Source organism: Pseudomonas sp. 31-12 (assembly GCF_003151075.1).
Classification (GTDB): domain Bacteria; phylum Pseudomonadota; class Gammaproteobacteria; order Pseudomonadales; family Pseudomonadaceae; genus Aquipseudomonas.
In genome coordinates, this window is record NZ_CP029482.1 from 1,240,696 (window position 1) to 1,258,285 (window position 17,590).

20 protein-coding genes are annotated in these 17,590 nt (G+C 58.5%); 8 read left to right on the forward strand and 12 right to left on the reverse strand.

Annotated features, from left to right (window positions below):
- Positions 1-159: 159 nt before the first annotated feature.
- From DJ564_RS05630 to DJ564_RS05660, 7 genes are all read right to left on the reverse strand, one after another.
- The gene (locus tag DJ564_RS05630; RefSeq protein ID WP_109628012.1) at positions 160-1,410 is read right to left on the reverse strand and encodes an aspartate aminotransferase family protein; all 1,251 of its coding nucleotides are present in this window, start codon (positions 1,408-1,410) and stop codon (positions 160-162) included.
- A gap of 169 nt (positions 1,411-1,579) precedes the next feature.
- Complete coding sequence (locus tag DJ564_RS05635; RefSeq protein ID WP_027924562.1) at positions 1,580-1,918, reverse strand: HopJ type III effector protein; 339 nt, start codon at positions 1,916-1,918, stop codon at positions 1,580-1,582.
- Entirely contained in the window at positions 1,911-2,207 is a 297-nt protein-coding gene (locus DJ564_RS05640; protein ID WP_017336573.1) for a DUF1244 domain-containing protein, read from the reverse strand. Before DJ564_RS05640 ends, DJ564_RS05635 begins: the two co-directional genes overlap by 8 nt.
- A gap of 68 nt (positions 2,208-2,275) precedes the next feature.
- On the reverse strand, positions 2,276-2,647 hold the full coding sequence (gene folX, locus DJ564_RS05645) for a dihydroneopterin triphosphate 2'-epimerase (RefSeq protein ID WP_008026970.1): 372 nt from the start codon (positions 2,645-2,647) through the stop codon (positions 2,276-2,278).
- 2 nt (positions 2,648-2,649) lie between these two features.
- Entirely contained in the window at positions 2,650-3,225 is a 576-nt protein-coding gene (folE, locus tag DJ564_RS05650; protein ID WP_109628013.1) for a GTP cyclohydrolase I FolE, read from the reverse strand.
- Between the two features lie 22 nt (positions 3,226-3,247).
- A complete protein-coding gene (gene folM, locus DJ564_RS05655) occupies positions 3,248-3,958 on the reverse strand; it encodes a dihydromonapterin reductase (RefSeq protein ID WP_109628014.1) in 711 nt (236 codons plus the stop codon).
- Positions 3,959-4,195: 237 nt separating this feature from the next.
- Entirely contained in the window at positions 4,196-4,768 is a 573-nt protein-coding gene (locus tag DJ564_RS05660) for an antibiotic biosynthesis monooxygenase (protein ID WP_109628015.1), read from the reverse strand.
- A gap of 210 nt (positions 4,769-4,978) precedes the next feature.
- Here DJ564_RS05660 and DJ564_RS05665 point away from each other — a divergent pair, with 210 nt between their 5' ends.
- Positions 4,979-5,938, forward strand: a complete 960-nt coding sequence (locus DJ564_RS05665) for a MerR family transcriptional regulator (RefSeq protein ID WP_109628016.1) — start codon at positions 4,979-4,981, stop codon at positions 5,936-5,938.
- Between the two features lies 1 nt (position 5,939).
- On the opposite strand, the gene DJ564_RS05670 is transcribed toward DJ564_RS05665, so the two are convergent.
- Both DJ564_RS05670 and DJ564_RS05675 read right to left on the reverse strand, forming a co-directional pair.
- Positions 5,940-6,545: a hypothetical protein gene (locus DJ564_RS05670; protein WP_109628017.1), complete on the reverse strand. Its 606-nt coding sequence runs from the start codon at positions 6,543-6,545 to the stop codon at positions 5,940-5,942.
- A gap of 54 nt (positions 6,546-6,599) precedes the next feature.
- The gene (locus DJ564_RS05675; RefSeq protein ID WP_109628018.1) at positions 6,600-7,076 is read right to left on the reverse strand and encodes a PAS domain-containing protein; all 477 of its coding nucleotides are present in this window, start codon (positions 7,074-7,076) and stop codon (positions 6,600-6,602) included.
- Positions 7,077-7,178: 102 nt separating this feature from the next.
- On the opposite strand from DJ564_RS05675, the gene DJ564_RS05680 reads away from it, so the two are divergent.
- Complete coding sequence (locus DJ564_RS05680) at positions 7,179-7,634, forward strand: flavodoxin (protein ID WP_109628019.1); 456 nt, start codon at positions 7,179-7,181, stop codon at positions 7,632-7,634.
- Here the strand turns inward: DJ564_RS05680 and DJ564_RS05685 are convergent.
- Positions 7,615-8,511: a LysR family transcriptional regulator gene (locus DJ564_RS05685; protein WP_109628020.1), complete on the reverse strand. Its 897-nt coding sequence runs from the start codon at positions 8,509-8,511 to the stop codon at positions 7,615-7,617. The genes DJ564_RS05680 and DJ564_RS05685 overlap by 20 nt on opposite strands.
- Positions 8,512-8,607: 96 nt before the next feature.
- On the opposite strand from DJ564_RS05685, the gene DJ564_RS05690 reads away from it, so the two are divergent.
- The 5 genes from DJ564_RS05690 (at position 8,608) to DJ564_RS05710 (ending at position 12,508) form a co-directional block, all read left to right on the forward strand.
- Entirely contained in the window at positions 8,608-8,994 is a 387-nt protein-coding gene (locus tag DJ564_RS05690; protein ID WP_109628021.1) for a CidA/LrgA family protein, read from the forward strand.
- Complete coding sequence (locus DJ564_RS05695) at positions 8,984-9,670, forward strand: LrgB family protein (RefSeq protein WP_109628022.1); 687 nt, start codon at positions 8,984-8,986, stop codon at positions 9,668-9,670. The genes DJ564_RS05690 and DJ564_RS05695 overlap by 11 nt, the downstream gene beginning before the upstream one ends.
- 132 nt (positions 9,671-9,802) lie before the next feature.
- A complete protein-coding gene (locus DJ564_RS05700) occupies positions 9,803-10,585 on the forward strand; it encodes a class II aldolase/adducin family protein (protein WP_109628023.1) in 783 nt (260 codons plus the stop codon).
- Complete coding sequence (locus DJ564_RS05705) at positions 10,585-11,487, forward strand: alpha/beta fold hydrolase (RefSeq protein WP_109628024.1); 903 nt, start codon at positions 10,585-10,587, stop codon at positions 11,485-11,487. The genes DJ564_RS05700 and DJ564_RS05705 overlap by 1 nt, the downstream gene beginning before the upstream one ends.
- Positions 11,488-11,596: 109 nt before the next feature.
- Positions 11,597-12,508 carry an SDR family oxidoreductase gene (locus DJ564_RS05710; RefSeq protein WP_109628025.1) on the forward strand — a complete coding sequence of 304 codons (912 nt, stop codon included), beginning with the start codon at positions 11,597-11,599 and terminating at the stop codon, positions 12,506-12,508.
- Positions 12,509-12,549: 41 nt separating this feature from the next.
- Here the strand turns inward: DJ564_RS05710 and DJ564_RS05715 are convergent, their stop codons facing one another.
- Positions 12,550-12,813 carry a bacteriocin immunity protein gene (locus DJ564_RS05715; RefSeq protein ID WP_109628026.1) on the reverse strand — a complete coding sequence of 88 codons (264 nt, stop codon included), beginning with the start codon at positions 12,811-12,813 and terminating at the stop codon, positions 12,550-12,552.
- A gap of 1 nt (position 12,814) precedes the next feature.
- Complete coding sequence (locus DJ564_RS05720) at positions 12,815-14,881, reverse strand: S-type pyocin domain-containing protein (RefSeq protein WP_109628027.1); 2,067 nt, start codon at positions 14,879-14,881, stop codon at positions 12,815-12,817.
- A gap of 897 nt (positions 14,882-15,778) precedes the next feature.
- On the opposite strand from DJ564_RS05720, the gene DJ564_RS05725 reads away from it, so the two are divergent.
- The gene (locus DJ564_RS05725) at positions 15,779-17,572 is read left to right on the forward strand and encodes a DUF1302 domain-containing protein (protein WP_109628028.1); all 1,794 of its coding nucleotides are present in this window, start codon (positions 15,779-15,781) and stop codon (positions 17,570-17,572) included.
- Positions 17,573-17,590 lie beyond the last annotated feature (18 nt).

A 17,590-nucleotide genomic window follows, 5' to 3' on the forward strand; every position in this document is an offset into this window, starting at 1 on the left:
CCGGCTTCGGCCGGTTTTTTTGTGCCTTCAGAAAAATGCCGTAAACCTGTGGGAGCGGGCCTGCCCGCGATGGCGGTGGGTCAGGCGACGTAAATGTTTAATGATAAATCGCTATCGCGGGCAAGCCCGCTCCCACAGGATGTGCGTCAACTTCAATGCTCAAGCCAGTTTTTTCAGGCACGCCTCAAGCATATCCAGCCCTTCCTCCAGCACTGACGCCTCGGTGGTCAACGGCGCCAACAGCCGAATGATGTGACGCGACTTGCCGCTGGGCATCAGCAGCAATCCCGCGTCTCGCGCCAGGCTCAGAAGTTGCGTCAACTGCGCCGAGGCCGGGGAGCCGTCGGCATGGGTCAGCTCGATACCGCGCATCGCACCGACGCCGGTCAAGCGTCCCAGGTACGGCGACAGTTTGCTGGTACGCCAGGACTCATAGCGGCTGACAATCGCTTCTTCCTGCTGCGCGCCCCAGGCTTGCAAGTTCGCGTCAGTCATCTCGTCCAAGGTCGCCAATGCGGCTGCGCAGGCGATAGGGTTGCCTGAATAAGTGCCGCCCAGTCCGCCTTTGGGCAAGGTGTCGAGCAGCGTCTTGCGTCCAACCACCGCGCCCAGTGGCACGCCGCCGGCAATGCTTTTGCCCAGCAGGATCAGGTCCGGCTCGATGCCTAGGCGCGAAAAGGCAAAACGTTCGCCGGTGCGGCCGAAGCCGGACTGGATTTCATCGGCGATCAACACGATGTTTTTTTCATCGCAGAAGCTTCGCAGCGCCTGTGCGAACTCGACATCCATCGCCAGGAATCCCGCTTCACCTTGCACCGGTTCGACGATAAAGCAGGCCACGTCATTGACGTCGATTTCGACGCTGAACAGTCGATCCATCGCCTTCAAGGCTTCGGCGCAGGTCACGCCGTTGTCCTTGCTTGGGTACGGCAAATGGAACACCGGACCCGGCAGCACGCCGACTTTCTGTTTGTAAGGCGCGACTTTGCCATTGAGATTGAGAGTGGCGAGCGTGCGTCCATGGAAGGCGCCGTCGAAGGCAATGACGGCCGTGCGGCCGGTCGAACCGCGGACGATCTTCAGGGCGTTTTCCGCCGCTTCTGCGCCGCTGTTGGTGAGCATGCCACTGACAGCGTAGTCCACAGGAATGAACGCCGTCAGACGATCCATCAGTTCGATGTAGGGCACATGCGGGGCGGCGTTGAACGCGTAGTGGGTCAGGCGCGAGGCCTGTTCGCGAATGGCTTCGACGATGCGCGGATGGCAATGGCCGAGATTCAGGACGCCGATGCCGCCGACGAAGTCGATGTAGCGTTTGCCCTCGGTGTCCCAGACCTCGGCATTTTTGCCGTGGCTGAGCGTGACGGGATGAACGACGTTGATCGACTGGCTGATGGTTTCGCTGCTCATGGATGACCGACTCTGAAGAAGGGATGCTTCTTTTTATCTAAGCCGTGAGCAGTGGTTTGGGGCAAACGAAATAAAGTGGCCGGGTCAATCTTAAAAGTCGGGATGTGCGGTGGAAGATCAAAAGATCGCAGCCTTGAGTGAAACGAGGCTGCGATCTTTTGATTTTGAATCAGCGGCGAGTCAGCGGCTGTTGGGTGAATTTCACGCCCGCCAGACCGTGAGCGATCAATGCACGGATATTGCCGTGATCGCTGCCTTCAGGCGTGGCCACCACCGAGCGGTAATGCTCGCCGAAAGCCAACAGCGCTTCTTCATCGCTCAGGCCTTCCAGCAACGCCAGACCCAGGGTCTTGCACGAACCTTCGTTCTGCCCGGCGGCGTTTTCCACGCCACCGTTGTTGAACGCCTGAGGCTGGTAGTCGTAACCCGCGGCGATGAACGCCAGGGTGTCGGCGAAAGCGTGTTCGCCGCTCTTGAGGCTGGCGCGCAGGGTGTTCAAATCACTCATTGGGTTTTCCTTTGGCGAACGCCGCTTGTTGTTCGGCGCTGGCTTCTTGCTGGTATTGGGCTTTCCACTCGGCGTACGGCATGCCGTAGACCACTTCGCGGGCGTCATCGAGGCTGACCTCGATCTGGCGTTCATCGGCGGCGGCCTTGTACCACTTGGACAGGCAGTTGCGGCAGAAACCCGAGAGGTTCATCAGGTCGATGTTCTGCACGTCCTTGCGGCTGTCCAGGTGGGCGACCAGCCGGCGAAAGGCGGCGGCTTCAAGTTCCAGGCGTTGTTGATCGTTCATGGCGGGCTCTGTGCAATCCAATCGTGGCGCGGATGATAAAAGTCTGACGGACATTGCGCCAGACGTGGTCAGCGGCTCGCGGCCAGGGTAATCGACACCGACTCGGCGAATCGCAACGCATGTGGCTTATCGACTTCGACCTCGGCGTACAGCACCGATTCGTTGGCCATCACCAGGTCGAGGATTTCCTGGGTCAGGCGTTCGAGCAGGGCGAAGCGATTGCCCTCCACGTGGGCGATGATCGCCTTGGTGATGGTTCGGTAATTCAACGCGTGATCGATGTCGTTGTCACGCACCGCTTCTTGAGCGGCATACAGGATGGTCAGGTTGATCAGCACATCCTGCTTGTTGAGGATTTCATCCTCGTTGATCCCGATGAAGGTCCGCAGGCACAGGTCCTTGACCCGGATGCGTGCCATTCCTGGTTGAAGTTGTGGCATTGCTACTTGCTCCGTCCAATCAATTGCAGGAACTCCTGGCGGGTGTTGCTCGACTCGCGGAAGGCGCCGAGCATCACCGAGGTGTTCATGGTCGAATTCTGTTTCTCGACGCCGCGCATCATCATGCACATGTGCCTGGCTTCGATGACCACTGCGACGCCCGCCGCGCCGGTCACTTGCTGCACGGCGTCGGCGATTTGCCGAGTGAGGTTTTCCTGGATCTGCAGGCGACGGGCGAACATATCCACCAGCCGCGCAATCTTCGACAGGCCCAGCACCTTGCCCGTTGGAATATAAGCCACATGCGCCTTGCCGATGAAGGGCAGCATGTGATGTTCGCAAAGCGAGTACAGCTCGATGTTATCGACGATGATCATTTCATCGTTGTCTGACGCAAACAGTGCGCCGTTGACGATCTCTTCGACACTCTGATCGTAGCCATGGCAGAGGTACTGCATGGCCTTGGCCGCGCGAACCGGGGTGTCTTGCAGTCCCTCACGGTCAGGGTTTTCACCGAGGCCGATGAGGATTTCGCGATAGCTCTGGGACAGTGAATTCTGGGGCAGGGATAACGTCATGGAACATCCTCGCGGGGGCCGCTTATTTGATGTGCCGTCCGCCGTTGACGGTCAGGGTCGTGCCGGTGACATAAGGGTTGTCGAGCAAATAACGCAAGCTCTGGTAGATCACTTCGCTGCCGGGTTCGATGCCCAGCGCGGACTTGGCCAGGGCTTTGGCGCGGTACGCGGCGTCGTCGTCGGGATTGAACATTAGCAGGGCTGGCGCGATGCCGTTGACCTTGATTGTCGGCGCGTATTTCGCGGCGAAGGACAGGGTGAGGCTGTCGAGCCCGGCTTTGCTGGCGCAGTAGCCGATGTGCTTGCTGCTGCCCCTGCGGGTCACGTCATCGCTGATGTGCACGATGTCGGCCGGGCTAGAGCGTTCGAGCAAGTCGGCACAGTGCAGGTTGATCAGGTAGGGCGCGAGCATGTGCACGCTGAACATGCGGGTGAAGGCCTCGGCATCGGTGTCAGGGGTTTCGGCCAGCCATTCGGACGCGTTATGGACAATGGCTCGCAGGCTGTCGGTGTGGGTTTTCAGTTCGTTGATGAACGCGAGGATGCCCGCTTCAGTGGAGAAGTCTGCAAACACCGCGGTCGCGCCCAAGTCGCGCAATGTCTGCACGCCGGGGCGTTCGCTGCGGTAGCTGAAGATCACCGGATGGCCGTCTTCGAGCAAACGCTGCGCACAGTGCAGGCCGACACGCTGGCCGGCACCGGTGATGAGGATCGGAGCTGCGGAAGAGGTCATGAACGGCTCGCGTCGCGGTGAGAGCAAAACTATACCAGCGCGCGGCGACGTACACCTATTGCGGGAGCCTTGTGGCGAGGGGATTTATCGGAATGCCGCACCACCCCGTTGGGCTGCGAAGCGGCCCCGATTCCAACACCGCGGTGAATCAGATACACCGCAGACAATGGTTTTACGACTGCTTCGCAGCCGAACGGGGATAAATCCCCTCGCCACAAAGGCTCGCTTCCACAACGGTTATCCGTGATTCTGGGTGGAGGGTTCGGCGGGCAACGGGCGCGTCGGTGGGCTGTTCAGCCAGCCGGCCAGCAGGCGGGTCGACAGCGGTATGAAGAAGTAGACCATCAACGGCGTCAGGCACAGGGTGCTGATGAGCACGCGGGCCAGCAGGCTCATGTCACTGAGCAACGGTCCCAATACAAAGTTGAACAGCAAGGACACCGGAAAGAACGCCAACCAGATCGCCACGGCCTGTTTCCAGCGGGGTGGACGCTGGCCCACGGCGCCGAACCAGCCTTCGATACCGCTCACGCGATGTTCCGTCTTGTGCGCAAACAGATCGCTGCCACGCGCCAGCCATGCGGTACGCGAAGCGGAATGCTCCCAGGCGTACATGGTTTGCTCGTTGGCAAAACGGAAAATAATCTGGAATTCGTTATCGCCGGGCGGCGGAGCGAGCACGCCTGAGCCGAGATAACCGGGAAAGTCGGTGGCCAGTTGTTCGCCTTCGCGCAACCAGACCATCAGGTCTTGATAACGCCCATCGGCGACACGACGAGCAACCATCAGCGTGACGGGTGAGGTAGACATGGTGAATCTCCGTATAACAGATGCGTCGCTCCGGGTAGGAGTTTCGCCAGGCGCAGCGCCGGGGTGATGGGCTGCGTCTTGAGACAAGCAAGGATTATTCCTGATTCTGACGGATACACCAGCGACATTCGTCGTTCATCGGCCTTGAACATGCACGGGGTAGAGGAGTTAGAATGGGATCCAATTTTGTGCGCGGACGTCAATTGCCTAATGCCTGTCCTGACTGAGGGTGTCCCAGCGTTGCAGCAAGATACTGCGCTGGAACAAGAGGAGCTGTTTCCCATTCGTGAAGTGGCGCGCCTGACGGGTATCAACCCCGTCACCTTGCGGGCATGGGAACGACGTTATGGCCTGATCCAGCCCACACGCACCGAAAGCGGGCATCGGTTGTACTCGATGGCCGATATTGAAAAGGTTCGCAGCATTCTCGGCTGGATCGATCGAGGCGTCGCAGTCAGCAAGGTCGGCAAGATACTGGCCAAGACCGAACCCCTCAAAGCCCTGGCGAAGATCATTCCCGAAGAACTCGTTCAGGCCGACTATGCCCAGTGGCAACAGCAGGTTGAGGCGGCCGTGACGGCGTTTGACGAGGTGCAACTGGAGCAGATATATGGACAGGTTTTTTCCAGCTATCCCCTGACAGTGGTGTTCCAGGACATCCTGATGCCGATCTGGAAGTTGATGCTTCAGCGACATGACGCGTTCGGTCAGACCAGCGAATGGCTGTTCCTGGATGGTTTTCTGCGATCTCGCGTATTGCAACGCATGCTGCTTGTGCGCGTCATGCAACCGCGCCGTGTGATTGTCTGCGCCCTGGCCGATCAGGCCCATGAACTCGAAGTGCTGCTCACGGCGCTGTATCTGAGCAGTGTCGACTCGGCCATTCAATTGCTGGCCATCGGTCAGCCCTTCGACGAGTTGACCCTGGTTTGCGAGCGGATCAAGCCCACGGCACTGGTGCTGGTGTCCAATCACGCGCCGGCCGCAGAATTGCCTCGACGTTTGAATCGACTGGCCATGAGCCTGGACTGTCAGTTGTTGCTGTCCGGCGATGCGTCGGACCTGGTACAGGACAGCCTGGCCGGAACGTCGATCGGGTGTCTGGGGAATGAGGGAATGGTGATGCGTCAGCGTCTGAAACAGTTCCTGGCAGGAAACCTGGATACCTGAATCAGATGTGCAGGGCGGGATGTGTCAGACGATGTTGCTGAAGGATGTACTGACGCAGACGCTCGGTCTCGTCCTTGTCACTCTGGCTCAATTCGTAGGCGTAGAAACCTTGCTCGGTTTCACGCTCGAAGGTGCCGCGCAATGCAATCCGCTCATAGCCTGACGGGCTGAACCACAGCGCGAAGTGCTTGGGTGGTTTGGTCTTGTTGCGCACTTCCAGCAACACCCCTTTGAACGATATTTCATGCACCCACATCGTGCCGGGTTGGCCTTTGGCATTTTCCAGCGCAACCGGCTCTTCAAGTGACAAGCGCCATGGACGAACCATAGGCCCGTCTTCAAAAATACTCGGCACGCCCAGGCGCAAATGCAGCGCGTGAAACTCGTCTTCCACCAGGTGCAGCGGAAAGGTCATTTGCTGGTTTTCGAAGTTCGCCTGAATGGTGACTTGCTCATGTGCCGCCAGGCGCGTGAGCAAATCACGGATTTGCGATCCACCGTTGACGAGCAGGCTCGACGTCGCGTCCCGCACATTGAGTTGCGGGTTGTGTTGCATGGTCTGGATGAAATCCAGCTCATCCTGTGTCAGGAGTGCGTCGCGTTGCATGGCTAACTCGAAAGAAAAAGTTACAAAGTCATCGGTGATTGTAGTTAATGACAATTAATTCGCTGTTTTGTTTTCGCCGTTCGTCGCTTTCAGCGCAGCCAGTTCGGCTTGCGTCTCAGCCAATTGGGCTTCCAGTTGCGCTACTCGCTGCTGTGCCTTGACCTGCACCGTAACGTCTTTCTGCACGCCGACAAAATAAGTTTGCCCATCGCTCGGGTTCTTCACTGTAGAAAGGGACAGTTCATTCCAGAACGGCGTGCCGTCCTTACGGTAATTTCGCAGGATTTCCCGGCAGGAGCCGCCACGGGTCAATGACTCGCGAATCGTAGCGAGGGCCTCTTGATCGCGGTCGCCAGACTGCAGGAAACGGCAATCCTGGTAGAGAATTTCTTCGCTGGTGTATCCCGTCAGACGCTCAAACGCCGGGTTTACGTAAATCAGGATGTTGTCCTGTTCGCCTTCCTTTTCAGCAATCACGATGCCGTCGTTGGAAGCGTTTATCACCATTTGCAGCAGTTGAGCGTTGATCATCGGAGAGTCCTTTCCGGATTGATAGAGATTTGCATTCTAAAAGATCAAATGAGCCTGTGCTGTTAATATCTGTGTCTTTTACTCAGCTTCAGGATCAGTTTGATGAAAGTTGCCATCATTTCCGGCTCGGTGTACGGCACGGCTGAAGAAGTTGCCCGCCACGCCGCAACGATTTTAAACGCCGCCGGTTTCGAAACCTGGCACAACCCGCGCGCATCACTTGCCGACGTTCAGGCCTTCGGCCCGGACGCGTTTCTGGCGGTGACGTCGACCACTGGTATGGGTGAATTGCCGGATAACCTGCAACCGTTGTATTCGATGATCCGTGACCAATTGCCTGCAGCCTGGCGCGGTTTGCCGGGGGCGGTGATCGGCCTGGGCGATGCAAGTTATGGCGATACGTTCTGCGGTGGCGGTGAGCAGATGCGTGAATTGTTCGGCGAGTTGGGCCTGCGCGAAGCGCTGCCGATGCTGCGCCTGGACGCCAGCGAAAGCGTGACCCCGGAAACCGACGCCGAACCTTGGCTGGCCGAGTTGATCAGCGCGCTGCGGGGCTGACCGGCCGCTCGCGCAGGAGGGCGAGCCAGGCTTGTGCGGCCTTCGACAGGTACGCGCCCTGACGCCAGATAAAGGCAATGTCCCAGCGCAAATAGCTCGGGGCATTCAAGGTCAGGCGCACCACCCCTGGCCGCACCAGCCCGCGCGCCACCACGCTGGGCAACAGCACCACGCCCTGGCCGGCGGCCACCAGTGCCGCGAGAAAATCCGCCTGGCCACTGCGCCCACCTTCCTTTGGCGTAAAGCCCAACTGATGACAGGCCTGCAGCAAGCGGTCGTTGAGCACGAAGCTGCGTTGATACAACAGGAACGGCGTCTCGGCCAACTCTTCCAAACCGATCACCGACTTGTTCGCCAGCGGATGATCCGCCGGCAGCAGCGCGTCCAGCGGCTCATCACAGAACGGCTGAAAGGCAAACTGCGGATCTTTCGGCAACAGACTGCCACCGAGTTCGAGCTCACCGCTCAATACCGCCTGTTCGATGTTCAGGCTACCGCCCTCCAGTAACTGGATGCTGATGTTCGGGTAGCGCCGCCGGTACTCGGCAAACAAACCGGCGAACAGCGCGTCACTGCCGAGCAATGGCAGGCCCAGACGCAATTCCCCGCGAGCCAGTTGGCTCAAATCGTCCAGTTCGCTGAGCAATTCGTTTCGCAGTCGCAGCATGCCTTCGGCCCGTTGCAGCACCACGCTGCCGGCGGCGGTCAGGCGAAGCTGCGAACCCAGGCGCTCGAGCAGCGGGGTGCCCAGGCTCTGTTCCAGCTGAGCGACTTGCTTGCTGACCGCCGATTGGCTGATGTGCAAGCTCTTGGCCGCTTGAGTGAAACCACCCTGGTGCATCACTTCGACGAAGCTGCGTAGCTGTTTGAATTCCATGTGCTTGATTCCAGATTGGAATAGGTATGAGTCTAACAATTCGTTTTCGGGATAACAGCCCGCTCCGTAAAATGAGCGCCTGTGAGGACCGAAACCATGAATGCATCCACCTTGAAACGCCTGGCTCGATTAACCGCTGAACTGGCCGTGTTGCTCGGCATCTACCTGCTTGGCTGTGAGATTGCCGTAGGGTTTGCCTGGCCAATCCCGGGCGGCGTCGTCGGTATGGCACTGTTGCTGCTGGCGTTCGCCGTTGGCGCTATCAAACCGGCGGCACTGCAAATGGGTGCCGGCCTGTTGATGGCTGAAATGCTGCTGTTTTTTATTCCGGCGCTGATGAGCCTGCTCGACTACGGTGGCCTGATGCGCGACGACGGCTGGCGGATTCTGCTGGTGATCGGCGTCAGTACGCTGATGGTGATGCTGGTCACCGCATTCACCGTGGAGTGGGTGGTGCGGTTGAGGAGGTCCCATGAAGCTTGAACTGATGCCGATGTTCTGGCTGGCCTTCACGCTCTCGGCCTATTTATTCAGTCGCTGGATCTATCGGCGCACCGGGCATTATCTGCTATCGCCGCTGATTCTGGTTCCAGCCCTGCTGCTGGCCCTCGCTGTGCCGCTGCACACCGCGTATTCGGAATATTCGAGCAACACCCATTGGCTGATGTTGGTGCTGGGGCCCGTGACCGTCGCGTTCGCGGTGCCGATCTGGCAACAGCGGCAGATGCTGATGCGGCATTGGTCGGCGTTGCTGCTCGGAATGCTGGCGGGCAGCGCGGCGTCCATCGGCACATCGTTCGGTCTTGCCAAGGCGTTGGCGCTGGACAGTTCGGTGACGATGTCGCTGGTGCCCCGTTCCATCACCACGCCCTTTGCCATGCCACTGGCTCACGACCTCGGTGGCGTGCCGGAATTGACGGCGGTGTTCGTGATGTTCACCGGGGTGTTCGGGGCGATGCTCGGCGGCATTTTGCTGAAGTGGCTGCCGTTGCGCAGTGCCCTTGCGCGCGGCGCGTTGTTTGGCGTTGGCGCGCACGGTGCCGGCGTCAGTCGGGCCCATGAAGTGGGCGGTGAAGAAGGCTCGGTCGCGGGGCTTGTCATGGTGCTGACCGGGCTGTTGAACCTGTTTGCCGCGCCTTTGTTGGCGGCGGTCCTTTGACATGGATCCAGGCTTTCTTATGAACTGACTCGTTAGGCCATCAAGCTGGCTGCCAATGCAACTACACGAACTCCGGGGCCTGACTAGACTGCTGTAACGACAGTAAAACAATAAGAACAGGAGGTCCTTGCCGTGAATGTTGCTCCCGTCCAATCCCCCCACAGTGTCAAAAACCAGGTCAGTGCCGCCGAGTGGCAGACCCGCGTCGACCTGGCTGCCTGTTATCGTCTGGTCGCCTCGCATGGCTGGGACGATCTGATCTTTACGCACATTTCCGCCAAGGTGCCGGGCACCGAAGATTTCCTGATCAACCCGTTCGGGCTGATGTTTCACGAGATCACCGCGTCGAGCCTGGTCAAGGTCGATCAGGCCGGCAACAAGCTGATGGACAGTCCTTACGAGATCAACCCGGCGGGTTACACCATTCACAGCGCGGTGCATGAAGTGCGTCACGATGTGGTCTGCGTGCTGCACACTCACACCGCAGCGGGTGTGGCGGTGTCCGCGCAAAAGCAGGGCATTCTGCCGATCAGTCAACAGTCATTGTTTGTGCTGTCCAGCCTGGCTTACCACGCCTACGAAGGCGTTGCCCTGAACCATGAAGAGAAGGCGCGCCTGCAAGCCGATCTGGGTGAAAACAATTTCCTGATGCTGCACAACCACGGCTTGCTGACCTGTGGCAGCACCATCGCCGACACGTTCCTGATGATGTTCACCTTCCAGCGTGCCTGCGATATCCAGGTGCTGGCGCAGAACGGTGGTGCCGAGCTGATTGCCATCGAGCCGCAGATTCTGGCGGGCGCCAAGGCGATGATCGCCGGCGTGACCAAAAGTGCTCAAGGAATGGGCGGTGCGTTGGCCTGGCCGGCGTTGCTGCGCAAACTCGATCAACAAGACCCGGGTTATAAAATCTAATGCCACTTGCCGAGATCCCCCTGTGTGTCTGGCGCAAACGCGGCCAGACGTTCGTATTCCGTGGCCAGACCATCCGTTACTGGACGGCGGGGCAGGGTGAGCCGCTGTTGCTCATCCATGGCTTCCCGACCGCCAGTTGGGACTGGCATTACCTGTGGCAACCGCTGACGCAGCGCTATCGGGTGATTGCCTGCGACATGCTCGGCTTCGGCGACTCAGCCAAACCGGTCAACCATGAATACAGCCTGTTGGAGCAGGCCGATCTGCAACAGGCGTTGCTCGCGCACCTGAACGTCGAGCAGCCGGTGCATGTGCTGGCCCACGATTACGGCGACAGCGTGGCCCAGGAACTGTTGGCCCGGCATTACGAAACCCGCATTGATATCGCCAGTTGCGTGTTCCTCAACGGCGGCCTGTTCCCTGAAACCCATCGTCCGGTGTTGATGCAAAAACTGCTGCTCAGCCCCTTGGGCTGGATGATCGGTCGAGCCTTCACCCGTGACGGTCTGGTGAAAAGTTTCCGGCAGATATTTGGTCCGCAAACTCGGCCTACCGAGAGTGAGATGGATGATTTCTGGGGACTGATCGACAGCAATCACGGCCCGCGCATCATGCATAAGCTCATCGCTTATATCCCTGAGCGGCGTGTCCAGCGCGAGCGTTGGGTCAGCGCCATGCAGCGCGGCGAGGTGCCGCTGCGGGTCATCGATGGTGAGGTCGACCCCATTTCCGGCGCGCACATGGTCAAACGCTATCGGGAACTGGTCCCCAACCCGGACACGGTGCTGCTGCCTGATATTGGCCATTACCCACAGACCGAAGCACCGGCGCAGGTGCTCAAGCATTACCAGGAGTTTCGGGATCGGCTGGTTTCTCCGCCGCGCAGGGCCGCCTGTTCCTGACTATCCCCCAGCCTTATCGGGCACCATTCAGCTCTACCTGTGTTTATTGTGACCAGCAGCCTGGTGCCTGACACTCGGACTTATTGTCCCTGTCTGCTGGAGTTCCCCCATGAGTGAGTCTGTGCGCTTCGAAGATAAAGTTGTGATCGTCACGGGTGCCGGCGGCGGCCTGGGCCGGGCTCATGCGCTGCTGTTCGCCAAACAAGGCGCCAAAGTGCTGGTCAACGATCTTGGCGGCTCGGCTCAAGGGGAAGGCGCGAACGCGTCGGCAGCAGACCGCGTAGTGGCGGAGATCCGTGAGGCGGGCGGCATCGCCGAAGCCAACCACGACTCCGTCACCGACGGCGACAAAATCGTCCAGCACGCCCTCGACGCCTTCGGTCGTATCGACGTTGTGGTCAATAACGCCGGGATCCTGCGCGACAAAACCTTCCACAAAATGGACGACGCCGATTGGGACCTGGTTTACCGCGTCCACGTCGAAGGCGCCTACAAAGTCACCCGCGCCGCCTGGCCACACATGCGCGAGCAAAACTATGGCCGCGTGATCTTCACCGCATCGACCTCGGGCATCTACGGCAACTTCGGCCAGTCCAACTACGGCATGGCCAAACTCGGCCTCTACGGCCTGACCCGCACACTTGCCATCGAAGGCCGCAAGAACAACATCCTGGTCAACGCCATCGCGCCCACCGGCGGCACTCGCATGACCGAAGGCCTGATTCCGCCGCAAGTGTTCGAGCAACTCAAGCCGGAACTGGTCAGCCCGTTGGTGGTGTACCTGGCCAGCGAAACCTGCCAGGAGACTTCCGGGTTGTTTGAAGTCGGCGGCGGCTGGATGGGCAAGGTGCGCTGGGAACGCAGCCTGGGCGCCGGGTTTGATCCGCGGGTGGGTTTCTCGCCGGAAGATGTCGCGGCGCAGTGGGAGCAGATTTGTGATTTCGAAGGGGCGGCGCATCCGAAGGACAATATTGAAGCGCTGAAGGAAATGATGGGGAATTTGCAGAAGTATTCGATTTAACAGTTTAGGGGAGCAAGCATGAATGCTTGCTCCCCTATTTTTTATTCTTCGGGTTTGAAGCCTGGTTTTCCGTTGGCGGCTCGCCATTCCTTGATGGCTTTTAGTACGCCAGCAGGGCTGTCTTCAACGCCCGGTTCGGGATAATACAAAATGCCTGTGCCGTTTGGGTGTTCTGAGGTGCTTACGATGTGGTCGACAATTGCATCGTGTTCTCGCTCCGATAGGTAGTCGCCTTCAATTAATCGGTTTATCAGGCTTATATATTCGGATTCTGTGTATTCTTCGAATTTTTTTTGAAAGGTCATCTCATTTATCTCCTTTTTTGGAGTGGATCCTGATGTGCTGTTTTGGTGTTAGTACTCGAAGATTATCTAGATCGTAAACCGAACCACCTTCGCTGATTGGCTGGATGTGGTGAATTTCAAACTTTTGCCGTCCACCTACTTGCTCTGATGGCAGAGCGCTCGGAGAAAGCCCTCTCCTGATATCAATTTTGTTGAAGAAGGAGAATTGGTCCATCAGAAACTTGTCATTCGCCACCGTCCTCCAAAACGCTCTCCGAAAAGCATCGAAACTCGAAAACTCCCTCCCACGAAGTTTATCCGCAATCTGCATCGGGATTGGGGCGCCTTCCAGTGTCGTGGCCGCACCCAACCAATTTCCTGAAACCGACTGACCAGCGCCGATGCCCACACCGGAATCCTGCCGTCGATCCCTAAGCAGGGTGAAGATCGGTGGAAGGCCGGAGTCGATCGGAAAGACGGTGATGAATCCGCCAAATCCGTAGCGATCAAACGCCGGAAATGGATCGATTCGTCCGGTGTGGGGAGTGACAGTGGCGCCTTCATAGATCGGCAGATCTGTTTCGGTCAGAGGGAAGTCAGTCGACGTATTTTGTGGGTCAACCAATGGCGTCCAGGTGATGACGGGACCATTGATGACGTTACTGCCGCAGACGTAAACATTCTTCTGTGGGTCAAAGTGAGCAAGCTTCACTGGCACTTTGTTAGGGACTGCCACTCCGTCAGTGGCAACGACGAAGAGTTCTACTCTATTGCGATACGTCTTCGAGCCTAGTGTCACCGGCAGGTCAATTTCTCCTCCGGTGACTGCTTGCTCGTACAGATTGGCAGTCGGAAGGGGCGCGAGCTCTGACAGGGGAACACTGACAGAATAAAGATCACTGTTGCCCAGCCTGGAGGGAACGATCAGCGCGGCGAAACCCATAAGGGTCGGCGCCGTTGCTGTTGCGAGCGCTTCGACAACGGCGACTACCGCAGTTCGCAGCGCAGCCTTAAGGGCCAAAGAGGCCTCGCGGCTAACGTCCACGGTTCCGTTTGTTCCGGAAAATACGGGGCCCGATGCCGCTGTCGATCCTGCGTTGGCGAACGTCAGACTGGCTTGGTATGCCTGCGTGCTCCATAGCGCATGGAGGCGCGCCTTCTCTCTCTCCACTTGTTGCTTTTCAGCTCGCGCCCGCTCGTTTTGCCGAACGAACTCGGCGTGCTTTTCCATCAACTCCCGTGAGTTTGCTTCCCTTTGTTTGCGGAACCGCTCCAATTCGGCTTCCCATTTGGCCTTGGCTTGTGCATCAAGACGGGCCTTTTCGGCGGCGACCTGCTGCGCTGCCGCTTGCGCCGCGACTCGAGCTTGTTCCTCCGCCACTCGCCGCGCATTTTCCAAGGAGGCAAGCCGCGCTTGTTCTCGAGCCCGGGCCGCAGCTTCCTCGTTTATGCGCGCCAACTCAGCGGCGGCCTTCTGTGCTTGTTCATTGGCCTGCACAGCACTGAGAAAGTTCTGCACATTGACGTTTTGCTGTCTGAGCAATTCGAGGCCTTGAGCCAACAATCTTGCATCGTGGGCCGCCCGAAGAGACTGAAATAATGCCTGCATGGCAACGCCGTTCGGCGCGGGTCTCTTTTCGATAGTTGTGGCCTTCTTCATGAATTCGTTGATGTGTCTGTTAAATGGATCTCCTCCATAAAAAGAATGGGCAACCGCTGTCTTGTTTTGGAACTCAGCCGTTTTTCGAGCGGTGAGTCTGCTTCGTACGTCCAGCTCGCGAATGATCGATTGCACAGGCGGAAGTGGATCGGTTGAACCCTCAAGCCGAGTGGTGGCGAGTTCATTCTCAATGGTTTGCGGTAGTTGGCTGGACTTGGTTTGATATTCCTGTTCCAGCGCATTGGAAGTGGCTTTGATTGTATTGAGATTCTGGTAGTAAACCGGTATGCCGTGTCCGTGTGGGCCGGTTGTTACTACGTTTGATGTTAGAGGTGCGGGGATGATGTGATCGGGTGCTTCGCCAATCGTGTGAACAGGTGTGCCGATATCAAGAAATCCTGGTCTTGATTGATCTGGTGGCTTTTGCATATTCATATCCTTTTGAATGTGCAGGGTGATTTAGAAAGCGCGCGTGGTTGGCATGTCTTCTAAAAATAAATTCGAGTTATTACGTCGTGCCCATAAAACGTTACAACCAAAACCGACAGTCTGGGTCCGAGAGATGTGTGGGCTGTTACAGACAGGATTGAGAGAAGTTTCGATGCGGCAGGAATAAAGACGTGAATGTCTTTCGCGTAAAGAGATGTTTCTTATCCCGATATAGGAAATATCTTGCAGGAGATTCTCGAGCGGAAATCCCTGTCCCCATCGCCAGCCACAAAACCACCGCCCATAAAAAAGGCCGCTGCAAACGCAGCGGCCAAAGTAAGACGTTGGATCAAGGAGCTACAAATCAACGTCAGTGAACACGGGGCGATCAATCGATAAAGCGTCGATTCATCAGGATTCTGTCGCCAATGGCATGGGCATGATCACATGCCATCGCTTCGCGTTTCCTGGCTACTCACCGTGAAAGCCCGGCAAGAATAAGGCCTTGAGCCCAAAGGAAAAATAGCGATTCGCGACATGAACTGTTGCAGCATAAGTAAAAGTCCACTGCGCCAAGGCCCCTGTAGCAGCTGCCGAGCAACGCGAGGGTCAGCCAACGCGGTTCACCAGGAGATTTGCATATGCAGGTTTTGCGACTGCTGCGCAGCCGAACGCAGCCTCGCGTTGCTCGGCAGCTGCTACATCGGTCGGTGCCATCCTCCCGCCATGCGTTCTGCTGATAACCCTCCATCCAGCCCATCCATGCTCAGCGCAAACGCCCGTCCCATCAGGCCATTCATCCTTTAGAGGTACACCACGAATACCTCCTTGGTGCGCTTATCGCTCCTCACGTGCGGCAGTAGGGTGGGGCCTTCTGTCACTCACCGGGGAAGACGCATGACAAAAACAACAATGCGCGCCATCTTCACGCCGCAAGCGCTGGCCGCTGCGGTTGCCTTGGGCTGCTGTGCCCAGGCGCAAGCGGTTGCATTCAACATCGGCGAAATCGAGGGGACGTTTGACTCCTCGCTGTCCGTCGGCGCGAGTTGGGGTATGCGCGATGCCGATAGATCGTTGGTGGGCACCGTCAACGGCGGGACCGGACAGTCTTCGACCGGAGATGACGGCCGGCTGAATTTCAAGAAGGGCGAAACCTTCTCCAAGATCTTCAAGGGCCTGCACGACCTCGAATTGAAATACGGCGACACCGGCGTGTTCGTCCGTGGCAAGTACTGGTACGACTTCGAGCTCAAGGACGAGGACCGCGAGTTCAAGCCGATCAGCGACAGTGGCCGCAAGGAGGGCGCCAAGTCGTCCGGTGCGCAGATTCTCGATGCCTTCGTCTATCACAACTATTCCATTGCCGATCTGCCGGGCACCGTGCGCGCCGGCAAGCAGGTGGTCAGCTGGGGTGAAAGTACCTTCATCGGCAACTCGATCAACAGCATCAACCCGATCGACGTATCGGCGTTCCGTCGTCCAGGCGCCGAGATCAAGGAAGGTCTGATTCCGGTGAACATGCTGTTCGCCTCCCAGGGCTTGACCGATCAGCTCTCGGTGGAAGGTTTCTATCAACTGGAGTGGGACCAGACGGTCGTCGACAACTGCGGCACCTTCTTCGGCAACGACGTAGTGGCGGATGGTTGCAACAACAACTACACGGTCGGCAGCCCCGCGATTGCCCCGTTGGCGCCTTTGGCGTCAGCCTTCGGTCAACCGATCCAGGTGACCCGCGAGGGCGTGGTCGTGCCCCGTGGCGGCGACCGCGATGCGCGGGATTCCGGGCAGTGGGGCACGGCATTGCGCTGGCTCGGTGACGACACCGAGTACGGCCTGTATTTCATGAATTACCACAGCCGCACACCGACGGTCGGCACCACCACCGCCGGCCTGTCGACGCTGGCCAGCCTGCCGGGCATGGTGAGTGTCGCCAACCGACTGGCGCCGGGCAGCGGTGCAGGCCTGGCCCAAAGCGTGATGCTCGGACGCGGTCAGTATTACCTCGAATACCCGGAAGACATTCGTCTCTACGGCGCGAGTTTCTCCACCACCTTGCCTACCGGCACTGCGTGGAGCGGCGAGATCAGTTATCGCCCGAATGCTCCGGTGCAGCTCAGCACCAACGACCTGACCCTGGCCATGGTCAACCCGATTGCCGGTGGCGCTGCATCACCGATCACCACCACCCCTGGTGCTGACAACAAAGGCTACCGCCGCAAGGAAATCACCCAGATCCAGACCACCCTCACGCAGTTCGTCGATCAAGTGTGGGGCGCCCAGCGCTTGACCCTGGTCGGCGAAGCAGCGGTGGTTCACGTCGGTGGTCTGGAGTCGCGCAGCAACCTGCGTTACGGCCGCGACTCGGTCTACGGCCAGTACGGTTTCGGCGGCGATACCGAAGGTTTCGTCACCTCGACCTCCTGGGGTTACCGCGCCCGGGCGATCCTCGATTACGCCAACGTGATTGGCGGGATCAACCTCAAACCCAACCTGTCCTGGTCCCATGACGTCGCTGGCTACGGCCCCAACGGGCTGTTCAATGAAGGCGCCAAGGCAGTCAGCGTCGGCGTCGATGCCGACTACCGCAACACCTATACCGCGAGCCTGAGTTACACCGATTTCTTCGGCGGTGACTACAACACCCTGGAAGACCGCGACTTCCTGGCACTGAGCTTCGGCGTGAACTTCTGATCTGGCTGAGAAGGATGA

Coding starts and splice junctions, on each gene's coding strand:
- DJ564_RS05630 (WP_109628012.1), bottom strand. CDS start 1,410: ATGAGCAGCGAAACCATCAGCCAGTCGATCAACGTCGTTCATCCCGTC.
- DJ564_RS05635 (WP_027924562.1), bottom strand. CDS start 1,918: ATGAGTGATTTGAACACCCTGCGCGCCAGCCTCAAGAGCGGCGAACAC.
- DJ564_RS05640 (WP_017336573.1), bottom strand. CDS start 2,207: ATGAACGATCAACAACGCCTGGAACTTGAAGCCGCCGCCTTTCGCCGG.
- folX (WP_008026970.1), bottom strand. CDS start 2,647: ATGCCACAACTTCAACCAGGAATGGCACGCATCCGGGTCAAGGACCTG.
- folE (WP_109628013.1), bottom strand. CDS start 3,225: ATGACGTTATCCCTGCCCCAGAATTCACTGTCCCAGAGCTATCGCGAA.
- folM (WP_109628014.1), bottom strand. CDS start 3,958: ATGACCTCTTCCGCAGCTCCGATCCTCATCACCGGTGCCGGCCAGCGT.
- DJ564_RS05660 (WP_109628015.1), bottom strand. CDS start 4,768: ATGTCTACCTCACCCGTCACGCTGATGGTTGCTCGTCGTGTCGCCGAT.
- DJ564_RS05665 (WP_109628016.1), top strand. CDS start 4,979: ATGCCTGTCCTGACTGAGGGTGTCCCAGCGTTGCAGCAAGATACTGCG.
- DJ564_RS05670 (WP_109628017.1), bottom strand. CDS start 6,545: ATGCAACGCGACGCACTCCTGACACAGGATGAGCTGGATTTCATCCAG.
- DJ564_RS05675 (WP_109628018.1), bottom strand. CDS start 7,076: ATGATCAACGCTCAACTGCTGCAAATGGTGATAAACGCTTCCAACGAC.
- DJ564_RS05680 (WP_109628019.1), top strand. CDS start 7,179: ATGAAAGTTGCCATCATTTCCGGCTCGGTGTACGGCACGGCTGAAGAA.
- DJ564_RS05685 (WP_109628020.1), bottom strand. CDS start 8,511: ATGGAATTCAAACAGCTACGCAGCTTCGTCGAAGTGATGCACCAGGGT.
- DJ564_RS05690 (WP_109628021.1), top strand. CDS start 8,608: ATGAATGCATCCACCTTGAAACGCCTGGCTCGATTAACCGCTGAACTG.
- DJ564_RS05695 (WP_109628022.1), top strand. CDS start 8,984: ATGAAGCTTGAACTGATGCCGATGTTCTGGCTGGCCTTCACGCTCTCG.
- DJ564_RS05705 (WP_109628024.1), top strand. CDS start 10,585: ATGCCACTTGCCGAGATCCCCCTGTGTGTCTGGCGCAAACGCGGCCAG.
- DJ564_RS05710 (WP_109628025.1), top strand. CDS start 11,597: ATGAGTGAGTCTGTGCGCTTCGAAGATAAAGTTGTGATCGTCACGGGT.
- DJ564_RS05715 (WP_109628026.1), bottom strand. CDS start 12,813: ATGACCTTTCAAAAAAAATTCGAAGAATACACAGAATCCGAATATATA.
- DJ564_RS05720 (WP_109628027.1), bottom strand. CDS start 14,881: ATGCAAAAGCCACCAGATCAATCAAGACCAGGATTTCTTGATATCGGC.
- DJ564_RS05725 (WP_109628028.1), top strand. CDS start 15,779: ATGACAAAAACAACAATGCGCGCCATCTTCACGCCGCAAGCGCTGGCC.